Genomic DNA, 22204 nt, shown 5'->3' with positions numbered 1-22204 from the left:
ATGGATTCGGCGCCGCCAACCCCCGGCATCTCGCAGGTGGCTCTCGTGCCCGCCCGGCCCGAGCACGCCGAGTTGTGCTGGAAGTGGAGACACGATGCGGTCGCGAAACAGTTCAACCCCTACGACGATCTCACGCTCGATGAGTTGACCATGCGCTTCGGCGCCGTCGGCGGGGACCTGCGTAACCGCGCATTCAAGGCCTATCGCTGGATGGTTCACGCGCCTGGCGCGGGTCTGGTCGGCACGGTAAGCCTTCGCGTCAACTGGCGCATGCTTCACGGCGAACTGGGCTACCAGATCGACCGCGCGTGTCAGGGCCGGGGCCTGGGACTTGCCGCGGTGAACGCGCTCATCGAACTCGCGTTCACCACGTCCGATCTCGTTCGGCTCTTTGCAACCATCAGCGTTGGCAATGAGGCCTCGCGCCGCCTGATCGAGCGTCTCGGCTTCGTGCACGAAGGCACGCTTCGAGGGCATCACCTCATCGGAGGGCGGTTCGTGGACCAGTGGGTGTATGGCCTGCTGCGGCAGGAGTGGGGGCAGCGAGCGTCGGCGTGAGCGAACCCTTTATGGATCAGCCTTCGCCGTTCCATCCGATGATCGGGCCGCCGCAATTGCTTCAGCCAGCGCCAGCGGACCCAAAGTGTCGATCCGCGGCGAGTCACGTTCCGGCCCATATATCGCGACGCTGGGAGGGCCAGGCGAGTCCAGCTGTTTGAGCAGGTCCCATCCTGGCGCCTGATTCGACGTCACGTCGACCTCGAATCCGATCGTGCCGGGCTTCAACAGTTCGCTGCGCACGGCCTCACTTTCAACGATTTGACGGTGGAGCAACACGTTGGTCAGGTCCCACTCCGCGTAGAAAACGAGGAAGACAACCGCACCAGAATCGAGTGCCTCCTCGAATGCTTCTGCGGAGTATTCACGCATCACCGGAGAGCGCGCAGCCTGGTCTCGACTTGAGCGAGCTGCCGCGATCGCATCAAGCACCTGCTGGGATGTGTAAGCGTTGCTCAACCACGGATCATCGCTGCCGGGCGTGTAGATCGCCAGCAAGGGAATGCCCGTCTGGCCGAGTTCCTTGATGTACGTCCAGCCCGGCGCGCTGTTGCTCGTGAGATCGACAACGAACTTCACGACGTCGTCGCTGTTGAGGGTGCTCAGGACCGGCTCCTTGTTGAGCACGGCCGCCTTGATGATCTTGCAATTCAGGCACCACTCGGCGGTGAAGTCGGCCACGACGATGTGTCCGTCGGCGCGGGCCTTTTCAAACGCCGCCGGCGTGTACTCGTTCCACGCGCCGTGGATGTAGACGGCGCCGCCGCCGGCCTTGGCCAGCGCTTCCTGGTGCACGAGCCAGTCCGCGCGCGATCTGGCGGTCTGGCCGGCGGCGTAGAGCACGGCGATCGCCCCCAGGAACAAGCCGACAATCGAAAAAACGATGCGCGGCTTGAGGCGCGCCGTGATCTGGTACGTCCGCACGATCAGCCACAACCCGGCCAGCGCCGCAAACAACGCCACCGCCCACCAGTGCAACTGGTGCGACAGGTAGGGCTTCTCACGCACCAGCGCGATGAGCCCGGCTCCGATGAAGAACGCCGCCGCGGCAAGCAGCAGCAGGCCCATGACCTGCTTGACCAGTTCGCTCGCCGGTCCGGTGCGCGGCAGGCGGTCGAGCCACTTCGGGTTGGCGGAAAGCACGATGTACGGCCCGCCCATTCCGACACCCAGCGAGATGAAGATCACCATGATCTTCAACGGAGGCATCGCCGCCACGCCCGCCAGTAGCGCCCCGGCGACGAAGCCGAAGCACGGCAGGCCGAGCACCGCCGTCATGATGCCGAACACGAACGAACCCCACGCTGAATCGGCCCTGGGGTTCACAGCGTACACCGCCTGCGGCAGCTGGATTGTGAACAGGCCCATGATGCCCACGCCCATCAGCGCGATCACGGCGCCGATGCCCAGCGTGAGCCACCAGATGCCAAACAGCCGCGAAGGATCGCTGATGCCCGTAACGCTCACGAGCGCTACAGGCACGCCGATCGCGGCCCAGAAGGCGACGACGCCCAGCGCCATCCACAGGCCCAGCACCAGCCCCCGGCCGGGGTGGTTCGCGTGCTGCATGATCGTCATGATTTTGATGGGAATGACCGGCAGCACGCACGGCGTGAGGTTGAGCAGAAATCCGCCCAGCGCCGAGATGCCGATTAGAAGCAGCAGCCCGACGAGACCATCCTGCCGGGGAATCTCGATGCCGAAAAACGTGTGTGTGTTTGGGAGCGCCGCCGGGGTCTGAGTCGATGGGTCGGCCGCGCCCGCCGCCGGCGCGGGTTCGGCTTGAACGGGTTCGCTGGCGGCGACGACGGGTTTGGCGAGCAGTTGGGCAAACGTCTCGGCCAGCGCTGGATCGTCGCTGGCTTCGACAGCTGTCGCGTCGCTCACCACGGTTGTCGAGAGTGCAGCGCGCGTGTCCGTGGGGGGCTCGCAGGTTATGTCATCGCACGCCTGGTAGGCGACGGTGACGCTCCCGCTCGCGGGTCCCCCCGCGGCGTCGGTTGGAACAAGGAACGGAATGTAAGCGACCGCCCGGCCCTCGTAGACCTTGACTTGTTCCTGTGCGCCTTCGGGACCGAAAGTTACCTCGTGTGCGGCGGGCCACTGGATTTCGCCTCGCGTCCAGCCATCCGGCAGCGCGAGTTCGATCGAGGTGGGAATGTACAGTTCGGGCGCATCGGGCGAGCCGATCCCGGGGTAGATGTGCCAGCCGGGCTCGATCTGCAGGATGACCGCCATCGCTCCCTGCGAGCCGGGCAGGTACGCGTTGTGCGACCACTCGACCGTTGCTTTGACGCGAGGTTCGGTGCCCGGAGGCTGGGCGGCGGCCGGCTGGAATGCGGCAAGCAGCACGAGCAGCAGGGGCAGCAACCGCCATCGAAGCATTTTAGGGTCTCCCGGGAAAGCAGCCAGCCGAATCAGGCGAGTATAGCGACGAGGTTTACTCTCTACGAACCGCGACGGCCGGGGTTCAAGTGGCCCCTCGGCGGTGTCCGATAAAGCGGATGGGTCCGGCGTGCGGCCCCGGGTCGGGCTGCGCGCGATGGCTGGCGGCAGGGTGCATGAACGACATACTCGATCAATCCGACATTGACGCCCTGCTCGCCGCGGTCGATTCAGGCGCCATTGAGGAAGAGACCACCGCCGGCCAACTCTTTTCGCGCCATCGCCGCGATCTGGATCAGGTCGAGATCCGGGCGTACGACTTCAAGCGGCCCGAGCGCGTCTCCAAGGAGCAGATGCGCTCCCTCGAGACGCTGCACGAGTCGTTCGGCCGCATCTTCGGCGCTGCGATCTCCGGCTTCATCCGCACCATCGTCGAGGTCAAAGTCGCGACGACCGAGCAGATGACGTACTCGGAGTTCATCTCCAGCCTGCCCAATCCGACGGCGTTCAATCTCATCCGCGCCGAGCAGCTCGAAGGGATGATCTGCCTCGAACTGAGTCCGCTGATCGTCTACCCGCTTGTTGATCGGATGCTCGGCGGGGCGAGCAACGAACTGTTCATTCCCCAGCGCGCGCTCACGGTCATCGAGATCAAACTCCTCAGCGTCGTGCTCGGCCGGGCCCTCAAGGCGCTGAGCGAGGCGTGGGAGGGCATTCGCCGGCTGGACTTCACGCTGGTCGAGACCGAGAGCAATCCGCACCTCGTGCAGATCGTCCCGCCCAACGAAGTCGTCGTCGTCATCGGCTTTGAGATCAAGATGGGCGCGCGCGCGGGCACGATGAACCTGTGCATTCCCTTCAACGTCATTGAGCCGCTCATGCCCGAACTCAGCGCCCAGTCGTGGTTCAACGTGCAGCGCGATGACGATGACATCGAGTTCGCCAAACGCATCACGCATTCGCTCGCCGGCGCGGTGCTGAGCGTGGGCGGCACGCTGGCCGAGACCACGCTCACCCTCGACGACCTGATGAACCTCTCCGTGGGCGATCTGATCGTCACCGACAAGCCCGCCACGCGGCCGGTCGTGCTTACCGTCGAGGGCGAAAAGAAGATGCTCGCGCACATCGGCCAGCACCGCGGCAACCGGGCGCTCAAGATCGTCCGGCCGATCCGTCCTGACGACCGCGTGTGAGCGGGCCGGGGCCGCTCAATCGCCCGCAGCCCCGTTTGACGGGCCGCTCTCCGCCGCCATGATGATCAGACATGTTCAAGCGATACGACCCCTCCGTGCTCAGCGTGGCCATCATCGCCTGCGACAATGAAGCGACGATCGGCCGCACCATCGAGAGCGTTCGCTCGCTCGCCGGCCGCGTGGTCGTCGTCGATTCCGGCTCGAAAGACCGCACCGTCGAACTGGCGCTCCGCCTGGGCGCCGAGGTGATTCATCACGACTGGGAGGGGCACGTGCGCCAGAAGCAGTTCGCGCTGGATCAGTGCGACACGCCGTGGGTGCTCAGCCTTGACAGCGATGAGTCGGTCGATGCACAACTGGCGGGCGAGATCGGCTCGGTGGTGAGCAGCGACGATCCGCACGTGGCCGGGTGCGAAGTGAACCGCCGCGTGTGGTTTGCGGGTCGAGAGTTGCGCTACACCTGGCAGCCGGAGTGGCGGATGCGCCTCGTGCGGCCACAGTCGGCGCGCTGGGCGGGCTACGACCCACACGACCGGCTCGATGTGTCGGGGCCGTCGCGGCGGCTGCGCGGCGTGCTGCGGCACGATGCGTTTGCCAGTGTCGCCGAACTGCTCCGCAAGCAGATCAACCATGGCGTGCACGCCGGTGAGAGTTACCACCAGCTCGGCCGCCGCGCTTCAGTGCTCCACCTTGCCATCTCGCCGACGGCGGCGATCCTCAAGCAGATCGTCCTCAAATCCGCGTGGCTCGACGGCTGGCCCGGCTGGGCGTGCGCCATGGGCGCGGGCATCAGCGCCGCCGCCAAGCACATGCGCCTGCTCGAACTGGCCTCGGGCGCCGCGCCCGCGGACCGTCAGCCGTGAATGTCCATCCCGCCAGGCCGGCGCCCGATGATGCGCTGGGCATGATGGCGCGCGCCCGCCAGCGCGATCCGATCGGCGATCGCGTGCACACGGGGCTGATCATGGCCACGCTGTTTGTGCTCCCGCTGGGCACGGCGCCGCTGGCGATCATGGCCGGCATCGCCATCGGCTACTCGCTGCTGCGCCTCTGGGCGACGGGGCCAGCTGTCGGCTATCTCATTCGTCTGCCCATCGTGTGGGTCCTGCTGGGCCTGCTGGCGTGGACGCTACTCTCGCTGCTCTGGTCGGAGGACCGGCCCGAGGGATGGGACGAGGCGATCATCCTTCGCTTTCAGGCGCCGTTTCTGATCGCCGTCTGGCCCATCGCGCATCGCTGGCGACTGCTTGTGTGGGCGCTGGCCGCAGGCGCGGCGGCGGCCGCGGTGGTCCAGATCGGCCAATGGATGCTTCCGGAGCATTGGCCCATGTTCCTGTGGTGGCACGCCGAGCGCATTGCCGGCCGTTACCCCGGCCTCGTGCATCCCAACTCGACGGCCCTCGTCGCCGTCTCCGCCATCTGGCTGCTGTGGCTCATCCGGCCGGGCGGCGCGCGAGGCGCCGCCGGTGCCGTGCTGCTCGCGCTCGCCGCTGCAGTCGGCCTGGCGCTGACGGGCAGTCGCGGCGGGTGGATTGCCGCGCTCGCTGGCCTAGCAGCGGCGCTCCCCGCGCTGGCAAGACAGTGCTCCGGCGCCAGCCGCCGCACGCGGGCCGCGGCGGCGACTCTGCTCCTGGGCATTCTCGCCATTGGCCTCGTGCTCGGCCCGCAGATGCTCAGTCGGGTTCGCGGCGCGGCAACTGATCTGCGCGCGGCCATTGGTCGCGGCGACTACTCCGGCGACGTCGCGGCTCGGTGGCGCCAGAAGGACATCACGCTGCACCTGCTGAAGCATCACCCGCTTCTGGGGGTGGGCGCTGGCGGCTATGTGGGCGCGGCGCGTCAGTATGTTCAATCGCACCGGCCCGCAGTTCCGGAGCCGTTGGCCGATCCATCGGTGCACGCATCGACCGGGTTGCTCACCCATCCGCATAGCGCGCTGCTCTACCATGCAGCAGTGCTTGGCGCGCCGGGGCTGGCGCTCTATCTCGCCTTCTGGGCGGCGCTCGCGTGGACGCCGCGCGCGGCTGGCCGAAGAGTGCCGCTCCAATGGTGGCCGCCTTGGGCCGCGCTCTTTGTCGCGTTTGCATTCGACAGCCACCACATGAGCGCCCCGGGAATGATGATCCTCATGCTGCTCGTGGCGATCGGTGCCTACGAGTCGCGCGAGCCCGCCCGCTGGAAGCCATCCGAAAGCCGGCCATCCGCGCCACCTGCTTCGACGGAGCAACCATGCGCATCGTGATTGCCTACGAACATGTGCGGCGTTTCGTCGGCGCTCACGCGCAGGTGGTGACCGAACTCGGCCGGCGCTTCGTCCAGCGCGGCCATGAAGTCACCATCGTCTGCGATACGGTGACTGATCCCGAGCTCTATCCCGATTTGCGCATTATCGCCCGGCGGCTCTATCAGTCGGGCGCATCGCACCGGCCGCTGATGCTGCACCGCTGGGCCGGGCAGGTGATGCGCGATCTGCCGTGCGATGCCTCGATCTCGTTCCATGCGGCGATCCCGGCGGACATCCTGATCCCCACGTTTGGCTTCGCTCCCGGACCCGACCGCCAGCCCGGCCGCGGCGCGCGGCGCCTGCTCAATCTGATCGATCCGCGGAAACTCGTCTCCCTGACCGTCGGCCTGCGCACACGGCGGGACCGGCGGCTGGGATGCGTGGTGGCGCTGAGCGACGCCATGGCCGAGGCTCTGCTCGACGAAGCGCCGGGAATCGAGCGCCTGTTGCGGCGAATCCCAGGCGCTTCTCCCATCGAGCCGCCCATGGAGCAAACCAAAGCGCTGCAGCAGCGCCAGGAAGCGAGAGAGATTCTCGACATCGATCCCGGGCAGGTCGTTTTCCTCTGGGCGGCCAAGTCGCCGGCGCGCAAGGGCGGTTCGGCGGCGCTGCGGGCGTTTGCCGAGACCGTCGACAGCGGCCACCCCCAGGCGCGGCTCGTCATGGCGTGCGAGGATCCTTGGCCCCTGCACGATCTGGCCGTCGATCTCCGCTGCGACGAGCACATCCGGCTCGTCTCGCGCACGCGCGAGATGGAGCACCTGCTCGCCGCGGCAGACGTCGGGATCATCCCCGCGGCGAGATCCATGTTCGGCCGTTTCATCTGGGAGTGCCTCGCGTTCGGTCTGCCCGTGATCACCACGACGGCGACGGCCGGGGCCGAGCGGATGCGAGGCCCCGACCAGCGCCTGGCCGGCCGCATTGTCTCGACGGCGCGCGCCCAGGCGCTGCGCGACGCCATGATCGGCCTGCTCGAGGAATCGCACCACCAGGCCGCGAGGCGCACCGCGCAGGCCATCGCGCCGAGCATGCGCTTTGATCTTTTCGTCGATCGAATGGAAGCGCTCGCGCGCGAGTACGCCTGTTGATCGGCCGGCGCAGCCGCTGCGCTATGATCGCGCCCCCGCTGGGAGCCGCTGCGTGACCGATCCCGTCAAATGGTCCATTCTGCTCGTCGCCGCCTACGGGGTCGGTTCAATCCCATTTGCACTGATCATCGGCCGCGCCCGCGGCATCGACATCCGCCTGCACGGCTCGGGTAACGTCGGCGCCTCCAACGTCGGCCGCACGCTCGGGCGCAAGTATGGCATGCTCTGTTTCGCCCTGGATGTCTGCAAGGGGCTCGGCCCGACGGTTGTGGCGGGGGTGTGGTGCGGCCTGTTTGCGGCCGACATGCGCGACGTCGAAAAGGACATCACGCAAACCCAGATGCTGCTGTGGATCGGGGTGGCCTTCGCCGCGATCGTCGGACACACCAATTCGATCTTCCTCGGCTTCAAAGGCGGCAAGGGAGTCGCGACCGGCTTTGGCTCGTTGCTGGGCATCTACCCGCATCTCACCTGGCCGATCCTCGGCGCCCTGGTGGTCTGGCTGGCGGCGGTCAAACTCTGGCGGATGATCAGCGTCGCTTCGATGCTCGCCGCGCTGAGTCTGCCGCTGTGGTATCTGCTGAGCATCGCGTCAACGACCGGAGGCTCTGCCGGGGGCTTTGTCGGTCGTGCAAGCGACCGCTGGCCATTCCTGCTGGTTACGGCGCTGCTGGCGCTGCTCGTGCTCTGGAAGCACCGCAGCAACATCGCCCGCATCCGCGCGGGCACCGAGACGCGCGTCGGCGAACCCGCGCCGGGCGAAAAAAAGTGATCACCCCTCCAGCGCGATGAGCCCGCGCGTGGTCTCAGTCGTCGGCTGGCGAAAGTGCCGCTCGCGGCCCTTCTTCACCAGCGAGCGCAGCGCGACGTAGCGTTCGAGCCAGCCCGTCACCGCCAGTGCCTGGCGCAGGTTCGATCCCTTCAGCCACGCCGAGCCGACACGCGGCCACTCGTAAGGTCGGGCCGGGTTCAGGCGACTGCCAAAGGAAAGCGTGACGCCCGCGACAAGCCCGCACTGCTCCATCGCTCGTTTCGTGTCGGCGTTGAACTGCCCGAACGGGTAGGCGAGCACGCCGCCGCCTTGGCCGAACCACTCCTTGACGAGCGACTGGCTGCGGCCGATCTGGTCCGCCTGCACATCCGGGGGCAGGTGGGGCAGCACGGGGTGATCGTGCGTGTGCGGATGGAGTTCCCATCCGAGGCCGACCAGTCGCTCGAGCCCGGCTCGGTCGAGCAGCGGAATTGTTCGATAGGGGCCGGGCATGCGGTACCACTCCGGCGACCTGCCGACGAGGCCGGTGACTACGAACGTCGCGGCGCAAAAGCCGTGCTCGGCCAGCACCGGAGCCGCGTGCGTGAGCAGCGACTGCATGCCGTCGTCGAATGTCAGGACGAAACTGCGGGGCTCGATGGGGCGGCCGGCCCTGACGAGGGCCGCCGCCTCGCTCAGCGCCAGGGTCTTCCAGCCGTGCGCGGCGAACCACTGCATTTGCCGCTGGAAAACCTCGGGCGAGACTGAGATCGACGTGCCGAATTCGTCGATACTGTGGTAGGCGAGGATGGGCAGGACCGCTGCGGGGTGCACAACTGGCTCAACGGGAAATGAAGACGAAGTTTGCCGCGTGTGGGCGGGATGATACTCTGTATGGCCCGGTGGCGCATCCGGATGATCGGCCGTCGAGCGGGTGACCAAGATTCTCCGGCCCCGGCGGCTGGCTTGCACGGGGCCTGTGGACTGCAATAATGCTGGACCGCCGTCGGTTCGATCGGCGGCTCGCAACCGGAGAGACGAGAGTGAACTCACGCGTGGATGGATACTTCCGGACTGGAATCGTTCGTCTGCCGGCCTTGGCGGCATTCGTCGCCTGGTGCGTGATGGTCGGCGGCTGCAACATGCCTACAGACATGCAGCCAACCGGCTCGGACTTCGGCGCCCCGCCCGCAGTGGAGGGGGCCGAGCCGCAGCGTCCCATCAGCGCCAGTTCACTTCCCTACACGCTCGTGCCCGGAGACCGCATCGCCATCCGGGTCTACCAGGATCCCAATCTCGACGGCGAATACACGATCGACTCTGACGGCGGCATCCAGTACCCGCTCGTCGGCCCCATGCGGCTGGAAGGTCTGACGACCGCCGATGCGCGGCGCAAGATCGCGAGCGGCCTGCAGGGCAATTATGTCGATCCCTCGGTGACGGTGAATCTCATCAGCCAGATGCAGCAGTACGTGCGCGTCATGGGTCAGGTGCCCAAGCAGGGACGCGTCGCGTATCAGCGCGGCATGACGATCCTCGACGCCCTGGCCGACGCCGGCGGCCCGACGCGCGACGCCTCGCTGCGCAAGATGGTTCTCATCCGCCGCATGTCCGATGAGTTCGTCGCGGCTGGCCTGTTCGACTACCGCGAGATGATGCTCAATCCGTCGATCGAATCGCTCTCGGCCAACATCCCGCTCGAGCGCGGCGACATCATCTTCGTTCCAACCAACGAGCGCGCCCAGTGGGAATCGGCCTTCCAGTTCATCAGCACCATGTTCGGCGCTGCAGTTGACGTCGAGCGCGGCATCGTGCTCTACCCGGACGTGCGCGAAATCCTTCAGACCGGTGACAGTTCGACGCGGACCACGGTTATCGTTCGCTGAGTTCGGGCGGATCGAGTCCCATGACGATTCCCAGCATTGGCCAAGCGCCCCAGCCCGGCCTGGGCGGCTTGCGCACCGGGCGCCCCCTGCGCATCGCCTACTGCATCAGTCGCACGTTTGAACGCTTCCAGGGCACCTACGGCCGCTACTGCGGCCAGGCGCGACTGCTGCGCGACGCCGGCCATGACGTGACCGTCTTTGCCGTCAATCGCGAGATGAAACTCCCGCCTGACGAGGATCACTTCGGCGTGCGGGTGCACCGCGTGCCGGTGCGGTCGCAGAGCTGGGGCGGGCCGAAGAACTTTCTCAGTTTCCGAAAGATGCATCGGGCGATTTTCGACTGCCTCGCGAGCGGCAGATTTGACGCGGTCAAGATCATCGGCCAGGACCTGAGCCCAATGATCCCCATGATTCAGCGCCGGCTCAATCTGCCCGTCATCTTCGATGCGCACGAGCCGGAGATCTACGGCTTCTGGACCGGCCCCCGCCGCATGCTGCTGCCCATCATCTACGGCCTCGAGCGCCGCTACAGCCGCATGGCACAGGCCGTGCAGATCACCAGCAACTGGCAGAAGAACAAGTACGAGCAGTGGGGTTGCCGCGACGTGACCATCGTCGGCAACCAGCCTCTCTGGGACGAGCGCATCGACGCGTGGCCCGAAGGCAAGTTCGACGCCGTCAAGGCCGGCGGGCCGGTCATGTTCGGCCGGCTGGGCACGGTGTACAAGGGGACCGGCCTGCACGAGTTGCTCCAGGCCTTTGCCGCCGTGTTTGCCAAGTACTCCGATCGGGCCCGGCTGCGCCTTGCCGGCAAAGTCGCCGAGTACTACGAGGATGAATTCGCCCGCACCATTGAGCCGTACCGCGATGGAATCGTCCTCAGCGGCGCGTACTCGACCACGGATATGCCGGAGTTGTACGCGCAGATGCACGTCTCCGTGCTGCCGTATCTCAATGACGCCAACTTCCGCTACATCAATCCGAGCAAGTTCTATGACTCGATCGCCAACGCCTGCGTCGTGGTCATGACGCCTATCGGCGACATGGGTGAGATCCTGGCCCGCGTGCACTGCGGCCGCACCATCGACCCCGAGCGCATCGACACAATCGTCGAGGCGATGACGCACTACCTTGAGCATCCTGAAGACATCGAGCGTGAAGCGCGCGCCGGCTTCGAAGCCAGCCTCGGCGAATTCTCCTGGAAGGCCAATCAGCGCCAGCTCGAAGAGACCTTCCAGCGAATCGTGCAGTAGGCGGCCCGCGAGCCTATCCAGCCAGGGTCGCATCGGCCGAGCGCACCGCATCGCAGAAGCGCCGGATGGCGTCGGGGTTCTTGATCCCGCGCTCGGCCTCCACGCCGCTCGAGACGTCCACGGCGTACGGGCGGACAGCCGCGATGGCCTCTCCCACGTTTTCACGCGTGAGCCCGCCCGCAAGCATGAGCGGCGCGCGGATCGAGTCGCGCTGCCCCGCCAGGGCCCGCCAGTCCAGAGTGGCGCCGCCCCCGCCGTCGGACCCGTCCACGAGCAGCATGTCGATACTCTCCACACCCGACCAGCGGCGCATCGCCTCCTCGCCGTAGCGGATGCCTTTGATAACCGGGAATGCCTCGCGCACCATCTCAACGCACGCGGCGTCCTCTGAGCCGTGCAGTTGCACGAGATTGATGCACGCTTCGCCAGCGATTTCGCAGACGACGGCGGCCTTTTCATCGGCGAACACGCCCACGGCGTGCACGAGCGGCGGCAAGAGGCAAACCAGGTCCGCGGCCGCCTCCGGTTCGATGTATCGTGGTGAAGAACGCACGAAGACGAATCCCACGGCATCGGCGCCGGCATCGACGGCGGCGAACACATCCGCTTCCGAGCGAAGGCCGCAGATCTTGACTCTCGTTCGGGCCGTCACCCGGCCGCCTCGCCTGCATCGCGCACGTAATGCTCGATGACTTCTACGCGCGTCATCCCGATGCGGCCCAGCGCTTCTGTTGATGTTTCATCCGTCTCGTCCACCGCCGCGATAATCTGCCGGAACTGCGATCGCTTGGCGAGATCGACCACGTGCCAGAGCAGGGCATCCACCGTGGCGTCGAGGTCGGCGTGGTCGTCCACGCGCAAGGCCCGAAGGATGCCGATCTCGGAGACGGTCAGCGCGCCGACGCATCCGACCACCTGACCGTCCTTGCGAACCGCCAACACATCGAGCGCATCGGAATCGAGCAGCCCGGCTTCGCACACCGCCAGGCAGGAGTCGGCAGCGCAGGAGCGCGCCGCCGCCCAGCGATCCAGAAACGCGCAGTAGCCGGGGACAACAGCGCGGGCCGACACGACCTGATAACCTTCGGGCCGCCTTGGCGAATGAACGGTCGTTCCCAGCATCAGAAGGGCCTGGTGGCGCGTGGTGTAGTCCCGCCGCGTCAGTGGCTCGTGCCACGAGTCGTCGAGTGCTGCGGCAGTCGGGGCGAGAAGATGACACGTCGCGTGCTGGGCTGAAAAGTGCGCTTCGATTCGGCTGAGCACGCCCTCGGCATCGCTGCCCGCCGGGACGTGGACGTCGCGAGCGCAACAGGCCGCTGGGCACATGCTGAGATTCTGATTGCACAGCGCCAGCGCCCCCTCGAGGGGCGTCTCCTGCGGCGCAAGGGCGCGGCTCAATTCGAGGTTCCCCTTGCGCACGGCGCGCACGAGGGCCTCAATGGTCGCCGCACCTCGCCCTCCGATAACCGGCAGTTCCATGCCCAACAATAGCCCGCCATGCTGCGCCGCCGCCTCAGCGGTGTGCTCGCCCGGCAACATCCTGCAAGGCGCGACGGCGGCGTGCCGCCCATTTATCGTCCAAATGCCGTGCGGTGGCCCCGGCGCGCCGGTTGTACAATTGCGGCAGGAGAAGATGATCATGAACTCAAGAGCAGTCATTGCCTGCGCGATCGCCGCGCTGCTGTCCGGGTGCGCCTCGTCCCAGCCGCAGGGCCTTTCACGCTCGGCGCAGCGCCCGGCGTCAGCGGCTGCGCCGCCGGAGGGAGCACATCGAGACCCCGCACTCGCCTTTGCCACGCCCGAAGTGCGCCAGATGCTCGCCGCGCGCTGGCTTGCACCGGGATTCACCTGGGACGACTGGGAGTACAGCCGCAACGACGCGCGGCTCTCGGTCGGGGCTCCTCCGCCGCGCTCCGCATTTGGGGCCTTTCAGATTACGCAGTACGACCGGCTGTATGACTTCTCCGGCCGGCCGCGCAGCAGCACGCAGACGACCGTCCGATCGATCCAGGGCGGGGCCACGCGCTGAGTCGCCGCGACCAGCGAGGCCGCCTCTCCAGAAAAATTCGTGGGGTTTTCTGAGCGGACAAATCTGCAGATTACCTGTTTTCTCTCCGCTTTGCCCCTTGACGGATTCGATCCAACACGCCATACTGACAGGAGTTGTGGTTGCGTCCGACGCTGGCGCACCGGCTGGAGTGTCCCCGGCGCGGTGGAGGTCGTCGCGATCATTCAGGTGTTTCTCCTAGGTGGGTGAGCAATGTCACTCTTCCACGCCGAGGAGAGAGAAGTGCGAGCCCAAATCAGAGTCGGGGTGGCTGCCGACTCGGATCCCTGGAAGGGGGCGCATCACATGCCGAACGTGACCAAGAAGGATCTCATCGATGGCATCGTTGAGACGACCAAAGAAAAGCGAGTCGCCGTGAAGGGCATCATTCAGGAGTTCCTCAACCTCATCGTCGAAGAACTCGGCAACGGCAACCGCATCGAACTGCGCGACTTCGGCGTTTTCGAAGTCAAACACCGCGCCCCGCGCGTCGCGCAGAACCCCAAGACGCTCGCCAAGGTCGACGTTCCGGCGAAATGCTCCGTGAAATTCAAGCCCGGCCGCCTCATGAAAGAGAAGGTCGACTTCGGCGATGCCCCGTCGCCGGATCGCGACGGCCGCGATGGGCGCGTTGCCGGGCCCGGCGCGCCCATCGTTCAAACCGCAGGCGCCCGAAGTCCCGCCCGGCTTTAGATCTCTACTCGTCCCCCCGCCGGTCCAGTGGCCAGATGAAGCGCGCCTGATCCGCTGGCGCCGCTCAGGGACGCGCCATCACTCGTTCATGTCCGCCAAACGCTCCAGACCCTGGTTCGATCGACTCACTGAACGTCTCGACGAGCGGCAGACAACCGGCTTGTGGCGCTCGCTGCAGGTCCGACGCGACGGGTCCGAACCGTTTGAAATCGATCTGTCGAGCAACGACTACCTCCGGCTCGCCAGTCACCCGCTTCTGATCGAGCGCGTTCGAAAGGCGGCGCTGTGTTCTGGCGTGGGCAGCGGATCGAGCCGGCTGGCAGGCGGCACGCGGCAGGCGCACGCCGCTCTCGAGGCGCGCTTCGCCGCATTCAAGAAGGCCGAGGCGGCGCTGCTCTTCCCAACCGGCTACATGGCCAACCTCGCCGTCCTCTCGACCCTGGCCGAGCGCGGCGACATCATCGTCCTCGACAAACTCTGCCATGCGAGCCTGTTCGACGGCGCCCGCCTCGCCGCCGCGCAGGGCGCAGCCGTCCGCACCTTTCCGCATCTGCGTTACGAGCGGCTCGATGCGCTGCTGACCGGCCACCGGCGCGCCCACCCCAACGCCGCCCGCTTCATTGTGACCGATTCGGTCTTCTCGATGGACGGCGACGCAGCCGACCTGCCGAGGCTCGCCGCCGCGCGCGACGCCCATGACGCGTGCCTCATCGTCGATGAAGCCCACGCGACGGGCGTGCTCGGACCGTGCGGCCAGGGGCTCGACAGCAGAGGCGTTGCCGACGTGACGATCTCGACGGCGAGTAAAGCGCTGGGTTCGCTGGGCGGCATCGTCTCCGGGCCGCGTGTCGTTATCGACTGCCTCGTCAACGCCGGCCGATCGTTCATCTACACCACTGCGGCGCCGCCCACGCAGGTGGCGGCGATCGACGCCGCGCTCGACGTGATTGAGCGCGAGCCGCAGCGGCGCCATCGCCTCGCCGAACTGTCCGAGACGATTCGCCATCGACTGATCAGCCTCGGCTTGACGATGCAAATGGATCCGACGCCCATCATTCCAATCCACGTGGGATCTGCACAGCGCGCGCTGGTGCTCGCCGCGCACCTCGATTCGCACGGCATCCTCGCGCCGGCCATCCGCCCGCCGACGGTCGCGCCCAATACGGCCCGGGTCCGGCTCAGCCTGCACTGCGGCTTAACGGAAGAGCAGGTTGATCGCCTCGTGTTCGCGCTGAACACCTTCGACTGGTCAGCGGAATGAAAAACGCTCCTCTCGGCTCTTGAGCACGAGAGGAGCGCTCCTTCACAATCGAATCAGAGTTCGGCTGATCGTTGCGTCAGCGGTGCCGGCGCATCGCCTCGATGCGGATCGCGACGAGCATCCGACCGCCGCGGGTGCGATGCCACTCAGCCAGAACGTGGGCGCGATCGCCGCGCTGGAGGGAATGGAGCCGGGCGGGCTCGCCGTTGAGCGTGATGCGGGTGTGCTCGGTGACGTGAATCCGGATGTCGCCGCGATCGGTATGCAGCGCGATGCCGTGATCGCCCACGGCAGAAATCACCCCGCTCAGTCGAACAGGCTCGGCGGCATTGGCCGTCTGGGTGGGGGCAAACGCGAGCAGCGCAAGAACGGTCAGCACGATGGTCAACAGATTTCGAGTCATGTCAGTCTCTCCTGGCGGGATTGGGTACTCCGGCGCCGGCGGCTCCGGCCGGCCGTCATCTCTCCAACGCCCAGCCCGATGCGACTATTGCAGAAGCGTTTCCCGAATTCTGCGCATGTCTCACTCGCCTTTCAAGGGCGTTTGAGCACCTGAACACGGTCGTTGCGACTGTCCACGACATAGAGGCGCTGCGCGTCGGCCGCGAGACCCCAGGGCGTCTGCAGACAGCCTGGGTCGTCTCCGAGCGTGCCGTAGATCCCCAGACACCGGCCGTCCCGGGCGAGGTGCTGGATCCGGCTGTTGCCAAACTCGCTGATCAGAAACGACCCGTCCGGTTGCAGCACGAGCCCGTAGGGATAGTTCAACTCACCTGATGCGCTGCCAGGCCGCCCGACGGTGAACTTCCAGCGGCCCTCGCGATCCGTTACCACTACTCGATGATTGCAGGCGTCGAGGATGACCAGTTCATCGCGCTGCGCGTCGTACTCGACGGATTGCGGCCGATTGAACTGGCCGTCTCCAAAGCCGAACTCGCCGAACATGTACAGCGGCTGTCCCTCGGCGTCAAATGCCTGGATCCGGTCATTGCCGCCGTACTCGGAGACGAAGCAGACCCCATCTGGCCCGAATGCGATGTCCGTCGGATAGAGCAGCTGGCCCGGCTCCTGACCTTCTGAGCCGAACGTGCGCTCCAGCCGGCCATCCGCGTCGTAGACGAGCACGCGGTGTTCGTGGGTGTCGGCGACGAAGAGCCGACCCGTTTCCGGCTCGACGCTTAGACCCGTGGGAAACCCGCGATCGAAGCTGGGCAGCACGATCGCGTCAACGAGTTTCCCCGCCGCGTCGAAGCGCTGGATGCGACCGGTCTTATCCACCACGCACAACAGGCGCCGGGCCTGATCCAGGGCCATTCCGCGCGGATAGACGAACTGGCCCGGACTGCGGCCCGTGGAGCCGATGATCATCACCGGCTCGAACGGCGCCTCATCGAGGCTGGCCGGCTTCTCGCAACCGCTCAAGCTCACCACCGACGCAGCACTGACCAGCACCAGAAGCACCGGTGCCGCGCGCGCAGCGCGCCGGCGCAACGCGGCGAGGATCATCGTCGCCACAAAGCCGGCCGGAACGACGATTGCCAGCAGCATCAGGCAGGTGGCCACAGCGGAATCTTCGCGCGCGTAGTGCATCTTGTTGAGCAGACTCTGCGTCAGACTGTGCGGACCGGGAGGCAGCACGATCATTGTCGTCGAAACCTCGCCCAGCGACAAGGCCGCTCCGAGGACTCCGGCCATCGCGGCGGCGGCGCCGACCCCCCAGCCACGCGCCCGCAGCCAGTTCACGAGCCCGGTGGCGCCGTCGAGCAGCCGGGCGGAGCGAAGCGATTCATCCTCGCTTCGCGCCATCCACCAGCCGATCAGCACGCTCAGTAACCCGTAGGTAGCGAGATAGCCGACGATCACCACGACGGGCCAGGCGATGTACCTCGCGCCGGGCAGGGGAATCCAGAGCGTCTCGGGATAAACCCCGTCAGTGAAACGGTCGGCGATGATCGCGCGTGACTGCAGAAGCGCCGCTCCTCGTGTGGCGGCGGGCAGAATCCCCACGACGGCCCAGCCCGCGGCTGAGAGCGTCGTGAGCCGGTGAACAGCCGGTGCGCGGTGCGACCAGCCGTAGCAGTGGCCCAGCGCCATCAGTGCCAGCAGCAGCCCCGCAGACGCAGCCCAAGCGAGACTCTCGCCGATCGCCCGTCCCTCGAGCGGTCCCAGTCGCGTCAGCGGCTCAAGGCCGCCGAGTTGCAGAGCCATGATCGCCGCCGGCGCCGCGATCGAGATGCTCAGTGCCACTCCTGCACCGATGTGCGCTTCGGCCCGGCCCGGCCGCGAGTCCTCCGATTCAGCTGCGAACGCGGTTCGCGCTCCAAGCGCCACGAGGCCGGCGAGCAGAAGGCTGACCACGATGAGCGGGCCGGCCGCGATGATCGCAGCCTCGGCGCCCGCTTCGAACCGAATCCGCCTCAGTACGCTCCCGTAGGTATCCGCAACGGGCAGACTCGCCGACGCGAGATCAAACGCGGCAAAACCGAGCAGCGTCGAGAGCAGCGCCACGCCCGCGCCCAAGGCCATCGCCGGCCGCACGTCCATGAGCGCTGCGCATTGTCTTCGCCAAACTCCGGCGCCATCGATGACGAGCATCTCATCGAGTTCCCGCGGCCGCCGGCGCAGCGCCGCGGTGACGACCAGCGCAACCAGCGGCCAGGTCCACCACGTCAGCCCCCACCAGAGTTGCCAGATCTGAATAGCCGAGGCACGCTGCGGATGGTTGGTTGCCCAGCGGGTGAGCGGCGAGTCCGGCGACTGCAGCAGCCCCCAGACCCAGTAGAGCAGATAGGGCGGGATGCAAAGCACGGCCACCGACAGCGCCGTCCACCACGTCGAGCCGCGCGGGCCAGTTCTCGCCAGGCACAGCGCCACGGGAACGCCGATGAGCGTGGCCGCGACCGTGATCGCCAGCGACCAGCCCAAGGTGACGCCCAGCAGCGCCGGCACAGCCGCCCAAGACCACAGCGGACTCGACGCCAGCCGCTCCAGCGCCTCCGGGCCGGACACGATGAACGTCCACGTCAGCGCGCTCAGCGGCGCCAGCACGCCCAGCAGCCACAGGCCGCTGAGCGCTAGGGCCAATGCCACGCCGGCAGATGCGCCTGTGAGACGGTTCACAGGGCGATTCTAGAGGTTTCGCCGGCGCGGCGGCACCCGCGCCGAGCCGACCGCGACGCCGGCTCGTTCTACACTCTGGCGTGAGTGAGAACCCCCCCCTGGGCGCTTTGCGTTCGTGTCGATGTTGCGGGCTGATTCAGCGCGCGGCGGCGCACGGCGAGGGCTTTGAGGCCCGCTGCCACCGATGCGATGCGCGCCTGCGAGGACCGGCTGCGCCTAAGTCGATGGCGCGATCTGCGGCCTTCGCACTGGCGGCTCTCATTCTCTATCCAGCCGCGATGCTCCTGCCCGTCATCGAGATCGAACAGATGGGGCACACGCATGGTGCGACCATCTGGTCCGGCGTAGTCGATCTGCTTGCCGAGGGTTCCATACTCGTCGCCGTCATCGTGCTGCTCTGTTCCATCGTCATCCCGCTGGCCAAGATCCTGGCCACCTTTTTGATTTGTTCGGGCGAGATGTTCCTGCATGGCCGGCACCGAGCAATGACCTATCGCATGCTCGAATGGATCGGCCGCTGGGGCATGGTGGATGTGCTGCTCGTCGCCCTGCTCGTGGCCGTCGTGAAACTCGGCAGTTGGCTGCGCGTCCATCCCGGGCCGGGTGCCGCGGCGTTCGCTGGAGTCGTCGTGCTCAGTCTGCTCGCCTCGGCCGTTTTCGATCCGGAAGCCATCTGGCAGGAGGAGGAATCTGCATGAGCGATTCGGCCGATCCGGAACGCGAACCTGCGGCAACCGACGCGTTGCCCGAAGCTCGCATCGTGCCGCGCCGGGCGTGGGGGTCCTGGGCGTGGCTGGCGCCGGCCATCGCTCTCGTTGCCGTTGCGGCGCTGGCCTACCAGGCGATCCGCGAACGAGGCTTGCCCATTCAGATCACCTTTGCCAACGGGCGCGGCATTTCCGCCAACGACCCCGTCAACTGCCGCGGCGTTCAGGTCGGCGTCGTCGAGCGCGTGCGTCTCGACGGAGACCTCCAAGGCGTCATTGTCAGCGTGCGCTTGTTTCCAGACTCCGAGCCGCTCGCGGCCGAAGGCACGCAGTACTGGATCGTGCGGCCGGAAGTCAGCCTCAAGGGCGTGACGGGTTTGGATGCGCTGCTCGGCCCGCGCTACATCGAGGTGGCGCCTGCCGAGGTCGGCTCGCCTCGAAAGACGCGCTTCGAGGGTCTCGAATCGCCGCCGCCGATCGGCAAGTTGCTGCCCGGGACGCTTGAAATCGTGCTGCAAGCTACGCGCCGCGGCTCGGTGACCATCGGCGCGCCGGTGACCTACCGCGACATGCGGGTCGGCCGCGTTATTGACGTTCGGCTGAGTCCGGATTCCACGCGCGTGGAGGTTCTGGCGGCCATCGAGCCGGCGTTTGTGCCGCTCGTGCGCGATAACTCGCAATTCTGGAACGCCAGCGGAGTGGGCGTTGATTTCGGTCTGTTCGGCGGACTGACACTCCGAGCCGACTCGCTCGAATCGATCCTCACAGGCGGAGTCGCCTTCGCCACCCCGGACAAGAAAACAGGCGATCCCGTCCACAACGGGCATGTCTTTGAATTGGCCGCGAAAGCGGAGGATGAATGGCTCACCTGGGAGCCGAGCATCGCGCTCGACGCGGATTCGCGCGGAGCTGAGCCGTAGAGCGGCACCCGGTGAATGGCATGGAACCGGAGAGGGTGATCACGCGAATTGGAACTCGCTGGATGATCGCGCGACGGGGGCAGGTTGGGGCCTGTACCTCGCATTTTGCGCACTCACATCGGGGTCATCGGTGGCGACTCCCGCCATTTGAGGATAATGTCAGTGATGCGATCGCGGCGTCCAGTCGACCCATTTTCGGGCCGGGCGCTGTGATTCTTTCGATGAGACCGGGCGAACACTGACGGACTGGAACGGAGCCTCATGGCCAGAAAGCGCCTCAAACTCGGGGAGCTCCTCGTTCAAGAGGGCAAACTCGACGACAAACAACTCGCACAAGCGCTGGAAGTGGCCAAGGGCCAGGGCAAGCGGCTCGGCGACACCCTCGTGGATCTCGGGTTCGTCCAGGAATCGGACTGCGCCAAGGCGATCGCCCAGCAGTTCGGCCTCGAATTCTTCGATCTCAATGCCCCGGGCGCCACTGAAAAGGTCCAGTTCGACCTGCTCCCGGAGGACCTGATCAAGAAGCACTTTGTCCTGCCACTGAACAAGACCAACGGCCGACTGAAGCTGCTGATTCACGATCCCATGGATCTGCAGTTGCTTGACATGCTGCGCTTCCGCCTGAACTGCGAGATCGACACCAAGGTCTCGCCGCGCAGCGACATCAAGGCCTACATCGACAATCGCCTCGGCGGGCCCGCCGCGGGCAAGTCGATGTTCGAAGAGGCCGGCTCGTTCGTCACCGAGTCCATCGACGTCACGATGGACAAGTCGGTCGACTCGTCGATCGACATCGCGGCTGGCGAGGATGCGCCGGTCATCAAACTGGTCAGCCGCATCATCACCGAGGCCGTGCGCAGCCGCGCTTCGGATATCCATGTCGAGCCCTTCGTCGATCGCGTGCGCCTGCGCTATCGCATTGACGGCGTGTGCCACATCCGCGACGATCTTCCGAAGCGCATGCAGAACGCGGTGCTGGCTCGCATCAAGCTCATGGCGGGCGTCAACATCGCCGAGAAGCGCCTGCCGCAGGACGGCCGCATCAAAATGAACGTGGACAACGCGATGATTGACTTCCGCGTCAGTTCATGTCCGGCGTACCACGGCGAGTCGATCGTGCTGCGTATTCTGCGCCCCGATTCGGTGCGCATCGGCCTCGAGAGTCTCGGCTTCGAGCGAGACAATCTCGAAGTCTTCAACCGCATCATCCGCCGGCCCAATGGCATCTTCCTCGTAACGGGCCCGACCGGCTCGGGCAAGACGACCACGCTCTATTCGGCGCTGTCAGTGCTCAATCGGCCGGACAAGAAGATCATCACGGCCGAAGACCCGGTCGAATACAACTTCACCGGGATCAACCAGTGCCAGGTGCGAGAGAAGATCGGCCTGACCTTCCCGTCGATTCTCCGATCGATGCTCCGTCAGGCGCCCAACATTGTGCTCGTGGGCGAAATCCGCGACCGCGAAGTGGCGGAGGTTGCCATCCAGGCCGCCCTTACCGGCCACCTCGTGTTCAGCACGCTGCACACCAACGACGCGCCTTCGGCGATCACGCGTCTAATCGACATGGGCGTGCCGCCGTTCCTGGTGGCCAGTTCCATCCAGGCCGTCATGGCCCAGCGGCTCATCCGCGTGCTCTGCCCCAAGTGTCGCGCGGCCGACGACCAGCCCGATCCCAAGTTTCTCAATCTGTGCGGCATCACGGCCCAGGATCGCCAGACGAAGACGATCTATAAGGCGGTCGGCTGCGCCAACTGCGGCGGCACCGGCTTCCGCGGCCGTAAGGCCATCTTCGAAATGATGCTGATGAACTCCACGCTGCGCGACATGGCCTTCCGGCGCGAGTCGCTGGCCGCCATTCGAGCCGAGGCCCTCGCGTCGGGCATGCGGCCGCTGCTGGGCGACGGCCGCATCAAGATCCTCAGCGGCGTCACCACGCCGGCCGAGATCGCGCGCGTGGCCCAGGTAGCGGGTATCGTCGAGGAATAAGGGACCTTCGCCCTGGTGTTGAAATCGCGTATCGGCTCGCCGCGCCGGGCCCCGGACTCCTGAAGAAAG

At 66.4% G+C, this 22204-nt stretch carries 20 protein-coding genes; 14 read left to right on the top strand and 6 right to left on the bottom strand.

All coding sequences use genetic code 11. The features are described from left to right. A complete protein-coding gene (locus IT430_12900) occupies positions 1-558 on the top strand; it encodes a GNAT family N-acetyltransferase (protein ID MCC6908835.1) in 558 nt (185 codons plus the stop codon). A 9-nt stretch (positions 559-567) separates the two neighbouring features. On the opposite strand, the gene IT430_12895 is transcribed toward IT430_12900, so the two are convergent. Beyond that, a complete protein-coding gene (locus IT430_12895; protein ID MCC6908834.1) occupies positions 568-2943 on the bottom strand; it encodes a thioredoxin family protein in 2376 nt (791 codons plus the stop codon). 176 nt (positions 2944-3119) lie between these two features. Here IT430_12895 and fliM point away from each other — a divergent pair, with 176 nt between their 5' ends. The 5 genes from fliM to plsY all read left to right on the top strand — a co-directional run bounded on the left by fliM (position 3120) and on the right by plsY (position 8280). Further along, entirely contained in the window at positions 3120-4136 is a 1017-nt protein-coding gene (fliM, locus tag IT430_12890) for a flagellar motor switch protein FliM (protein MCC6908833.1), read from the top strand. A gap of 71 nt (positions 4137-4207) precedes the next feature. After that, positions 4208-4999 (top strand): glycosyltransferase family 2 protein, encoded by a 792-nt coding sequence (locus IT430_12885; GenBank protein ID MCC6908832.1) that lies wholly within the window; start codon positions 4208-4210, stop codon positions 4997-4999. After that, positions 4996-6378: an O-antigen ligase family protein gene (locus IT430_12880; GenBank protein ID MCC6908831.1), complete on the top strand. Its 1383-nt coding sequence runs from the start codon at positions 4996-4998 to the stop codon at positions 6376-6378. The genes IT430_12885 and IT430_12880 overlap by 4 nt, the downstream gene beginning before the upstream one ends. Next, positions 6366-7508 carry a glycosyltransferase family 4 protein gene (locus IT430_12875; GenBank protein MCC6908830.1) on the top strand — a complete coding sequence of 381 codons (1143 nt, stop codon included), beginning with the start codon at positions 6366-6368 and terminating at the stop codon, positions 7506-7508. Before IT430_12880 ends, IT430_12875 begins: the two co-directional genes overlap by 13 nt. 52 nt (positions 7509-7560) lie before the next feature. Continuing rightward, positions 7561-8280 carry a glycerol-3-phosphate 1-O-acyltransferase PlsY gene (gene plsY, locus IT430_12870; GenBank protein MCC6908829.1) on the top strand — a complete coding sequence of 240 codons (720 nt, stop codon included), beginning with the start codon at positions 7561-7563 and terminating at the stop codon, positions 8278-8280. Here the strand turns inward: plsY and IT430_12865 are convergent, their stop codons facing one another. Further along, positions 8281-9093: a polysaccharide deacetylase family protein gene (locus IT430_12865; GenBank protein ID MCC6908828.1), complete on the bottom strand. Its 813-nt coding sequence runs from the start codon at positions 9091-9093 to the stop codon at positions 8281-8283. 209 nt (positions 9094-9302) lie between these two features. On the opposite strand from IT430_12865, the gene IT430_12860 reads away from it, so the two are divergent. Further along, a complete protein-coding gene (locus IT430_12860; GenBank protein ID MCC6908827.1) occupies positions 9303-10145 on the top strand; it encodes a polysaccharide export protein in 843 nt (280 codons plus the stop codon). Positions 10146-10165: 20 nt separating this feature from the next. Further along, positions 10166-11398: a glycosyltransferase family 4 protein gene (locus IT430_12855; protein ID MCC6908826.1), complete on the top strand. Its 1233-nt coding sequence runs from the start codon at positions 10166-10168 to the stop codon at positions 11396-11398. 13 nt (positions 11399-11411) lie between these two features. Here IT430_12855 and IT430_12850 read toward each other — a convergent pair whose 3' ends face one another. Together IT430_12850 and IT430_12845 are read right to left on the bottom strand one after the other, a co-directional pair. After that, the gene (locus tag IT430_12850; GenBank protein ID MCC6908825.1) at positions 11412-12050 is read right to left on the bottom strand and encodes a phosphoribosylanthranilate isomerase; all 639 of its coding nucleotides are present in this window, start codon (positions 12048-12050) and stop codon (positions 11412-11414) included. Further along, positions 12047-12877: a hypothetical protein gene (locus tag IT430_12845; protein ID MCC6908824.1), complete on the bottom strand. Its 831-nt coding sequence runs from the start codon at positions 12875-12877 to the stop codon at positions 12047-12049. Before IT430_12845 ends, IT430_12850 begins: the two co-directional genes overlap by 4 nt. Positions 12878-13037: 160 nt before the next feature. On the opposite strand from IT430_12845, the gene IT430_12840 reads away from it, so the two are divergent. The 3 genes from IT430_12840 (at position 13038) to IT430_12830 (ending at position 15399) form a co-directional block, all read left to right on the top strand. Then, positions 13038-13427, top strand: coding sequence for a hypothetical protein (locus IT430_12840; GenBank protein MCC6908823.1), 390 nt, complete (start codon positions 13038-13040; stop codon positions 13425-13427). Positions 13428-13751: 324 nt separating this feature from the next. Then, positions 13752-14138 carry an integration host factor subunit beta gene (locus IT430_12835; protein ID MCC6908822.1) on the top strand — a complete coding sequence of 129 codons (387 nt, stop codon included), beginning with the start codon at positions 13752-13754 and terminating at the stop codon, positions 14136-14138. 88 nt (positions 14139-14226) lie between these two features. Next, positions 14227-15399, top strand: a complete 1173-nt coding sequence (locus tag IT430_12830; protein MCC6908821.1) for an 8-amino-7-oxononanoate synthase — start codon at positions 14227-14229, stop codon at positions 15397-15399. A gap of 76 nt (positions 15400-15475) precedes the next feature. Here IT430_12830 and IT430_12825 read toward each other — a convergent pair whose 3' ends face one another. Beyond that, positions 15476-15787, bottom strand: a complete 312-nt coding sequence (locus tag IT430_12825; protein MCC6908820.1) for a hypothetical protein — start codon at positions 15785-15787, stop codon at positions 15476-15478. 146 nt (positions 15788-15933) lie between these two features. Continuing rightward, positions 15934-18519, bottom strand: coding sequence for a hypothetical protein (locus IT430_12820; protein MCC6908819.1), 2586 nt, complete (start codon positions 18517-18519; stop codon positions 15934-15936). A gap of 224 nt (positions 18520-18743) precedes the next feature. Here IT430_12820 and IT430_12815 point away from each other — a divergent pair, with 224 nt between their 5' ends. The 3 genes from IT430_12815 (at position 18744) to tadA (ending at position 22135) form a co-directional block, all read left to right on the top strand. Then, positions 18744-19217, top strand: coding sequence for a paraquat-inducible protein A (locus IT430_12815; protein MCC6908818.1), 474 nt, complete (start codon positions 18744-18746; stop codon positions 19215-19217). Beyond that, a complete protein-coding gene (locus tag IT430_12810; GenBank protein ID MCC6908817.1) occupies positions 19214-20146 on the top strand; it encodes an MCE family protein in 933 nt (310 codons plus the stop codon). The genes IT430_12815 and IT430_12810 overlap by 4 nt, the downstream gene beginning before the upstream one ends. 261 nt (positions 20147-20407) lie before the next feature. Then, the gene (tadA, locus tag IT430_12805) at positions 20408-22135 is read left to right on the top strand and encodes a Flp pilus assembly complex ATPase component TadA (GenBank protein ID MCC6908816.1); all 1728 of its coding nucleotides are present in this window, start codon (positions 20408-20410) and stop codon (positions 22133-22135) included. Positions 22136-22204 lie beyond the last annotated feature (69 nt).

It is taken from the genome of Phycisphaerales bacterium, from assembly GCA_020852515.1.
In the GTDB taxonomy this organism is placed as follows: domain Bacteria; phylum Planctomycetota; class Phycisphaerae; order Phycisphaerales; family UBA5793; genus UBA5793.
The sequence above is the reverse complement of the archived record's forward strand: the minus strand, read 5'-3'. Positions and strand labels throughout refer to the sequence as shown.

Bases quoted from the DNA above. Each gene is read 5' to 3' on its own strand.
- IT430_12900 (MCC6908835.1), top strand. From the start codon at position 1: ATGGATTCGGCGCCGCCAACCCCCGGCATCTCGCAGGTGGCTCTCGTG.
- IT430_12895 (MCC6908834.1), bottom strand. From the start codon at position 2,943: ATGCTTCGATGGCGGTTGCTGCCCCTGCTGCTCGTGCTGCTTGCCGCA.
- fliM (MCC6908833.1), top strand. From the start codon at position 3,120: ATGAACGACATACTCGATCAATCCGACATTGACGCCCTGCTCGCCGCG.
- IT430_12885 (MCC6908832.1), top strand. From the start codon at position 4,208: ATGTTCAAGCGATACGACCCCTCCGTGCTCAGCGTGGCCATCATCGCC.
- IT430_12875 (MCC6908830.1), top strand. From the start codon at position 6,366: ATGCGCATCGTGATTGCCTACGAACATGTGCGGCGTTTCGTCGGCGCT.
- IT430_12855 (MCC6908826.1), top strand. From the start codon at position 10,166: ATGACGATTCCCAGCATTGGCCAAGCGCCCCAGCCCGGCCTGGGCGGC.
- IT430_12845 (MCC6908824.1), bottom strand. From the start codon at position 12,877: ATGGAACTGCCGGTTATCGGAGGGCGAGGTGCGGCGACCATTGAGGCC.
- IT430_12840 (MCC6908823.1), top strand. From the start codon at position 13,038: ATGAACTCAAGAGCAGTCATTGCCTGCGCGATCGCCGCGCTGCTGTCC.
- IT430_12835 (MCC6908822.1), top strand. From the start codon at position 13,752: ATGCCGAACGTGACCAAGAAGGATCTCATCGATGGCATCGTTGAGACG.
- IT430_12830 (MCC6908821.1), top strand. From the start codon at position 14,227: ATGTCCGCCAAACGCTCCAGACCCTGGTTCGATCGACTCACTGAACGT.
- IT430_12815 (MCC6908818.1), top strand. From the start codon at position 18,744: ATGGCGCGATCTGCGGCCTTCGCACTGGCGGCTCTCATTCTCTATCCA.
- IT430_12810 (MCC6908817.1), top strand. From the start codon at position 19,214: ATGAGCGATTCGGCCGATCCGGAACGCGAACCTGCGGCAACCGACGCG.
- tadA (MCC6908816.1), top strand. From the start codon at position 20,408: ATGGCCAGAAAGCGCCTCAAACTCGGGGAGCTCCTCGTTCAAGAGGGC.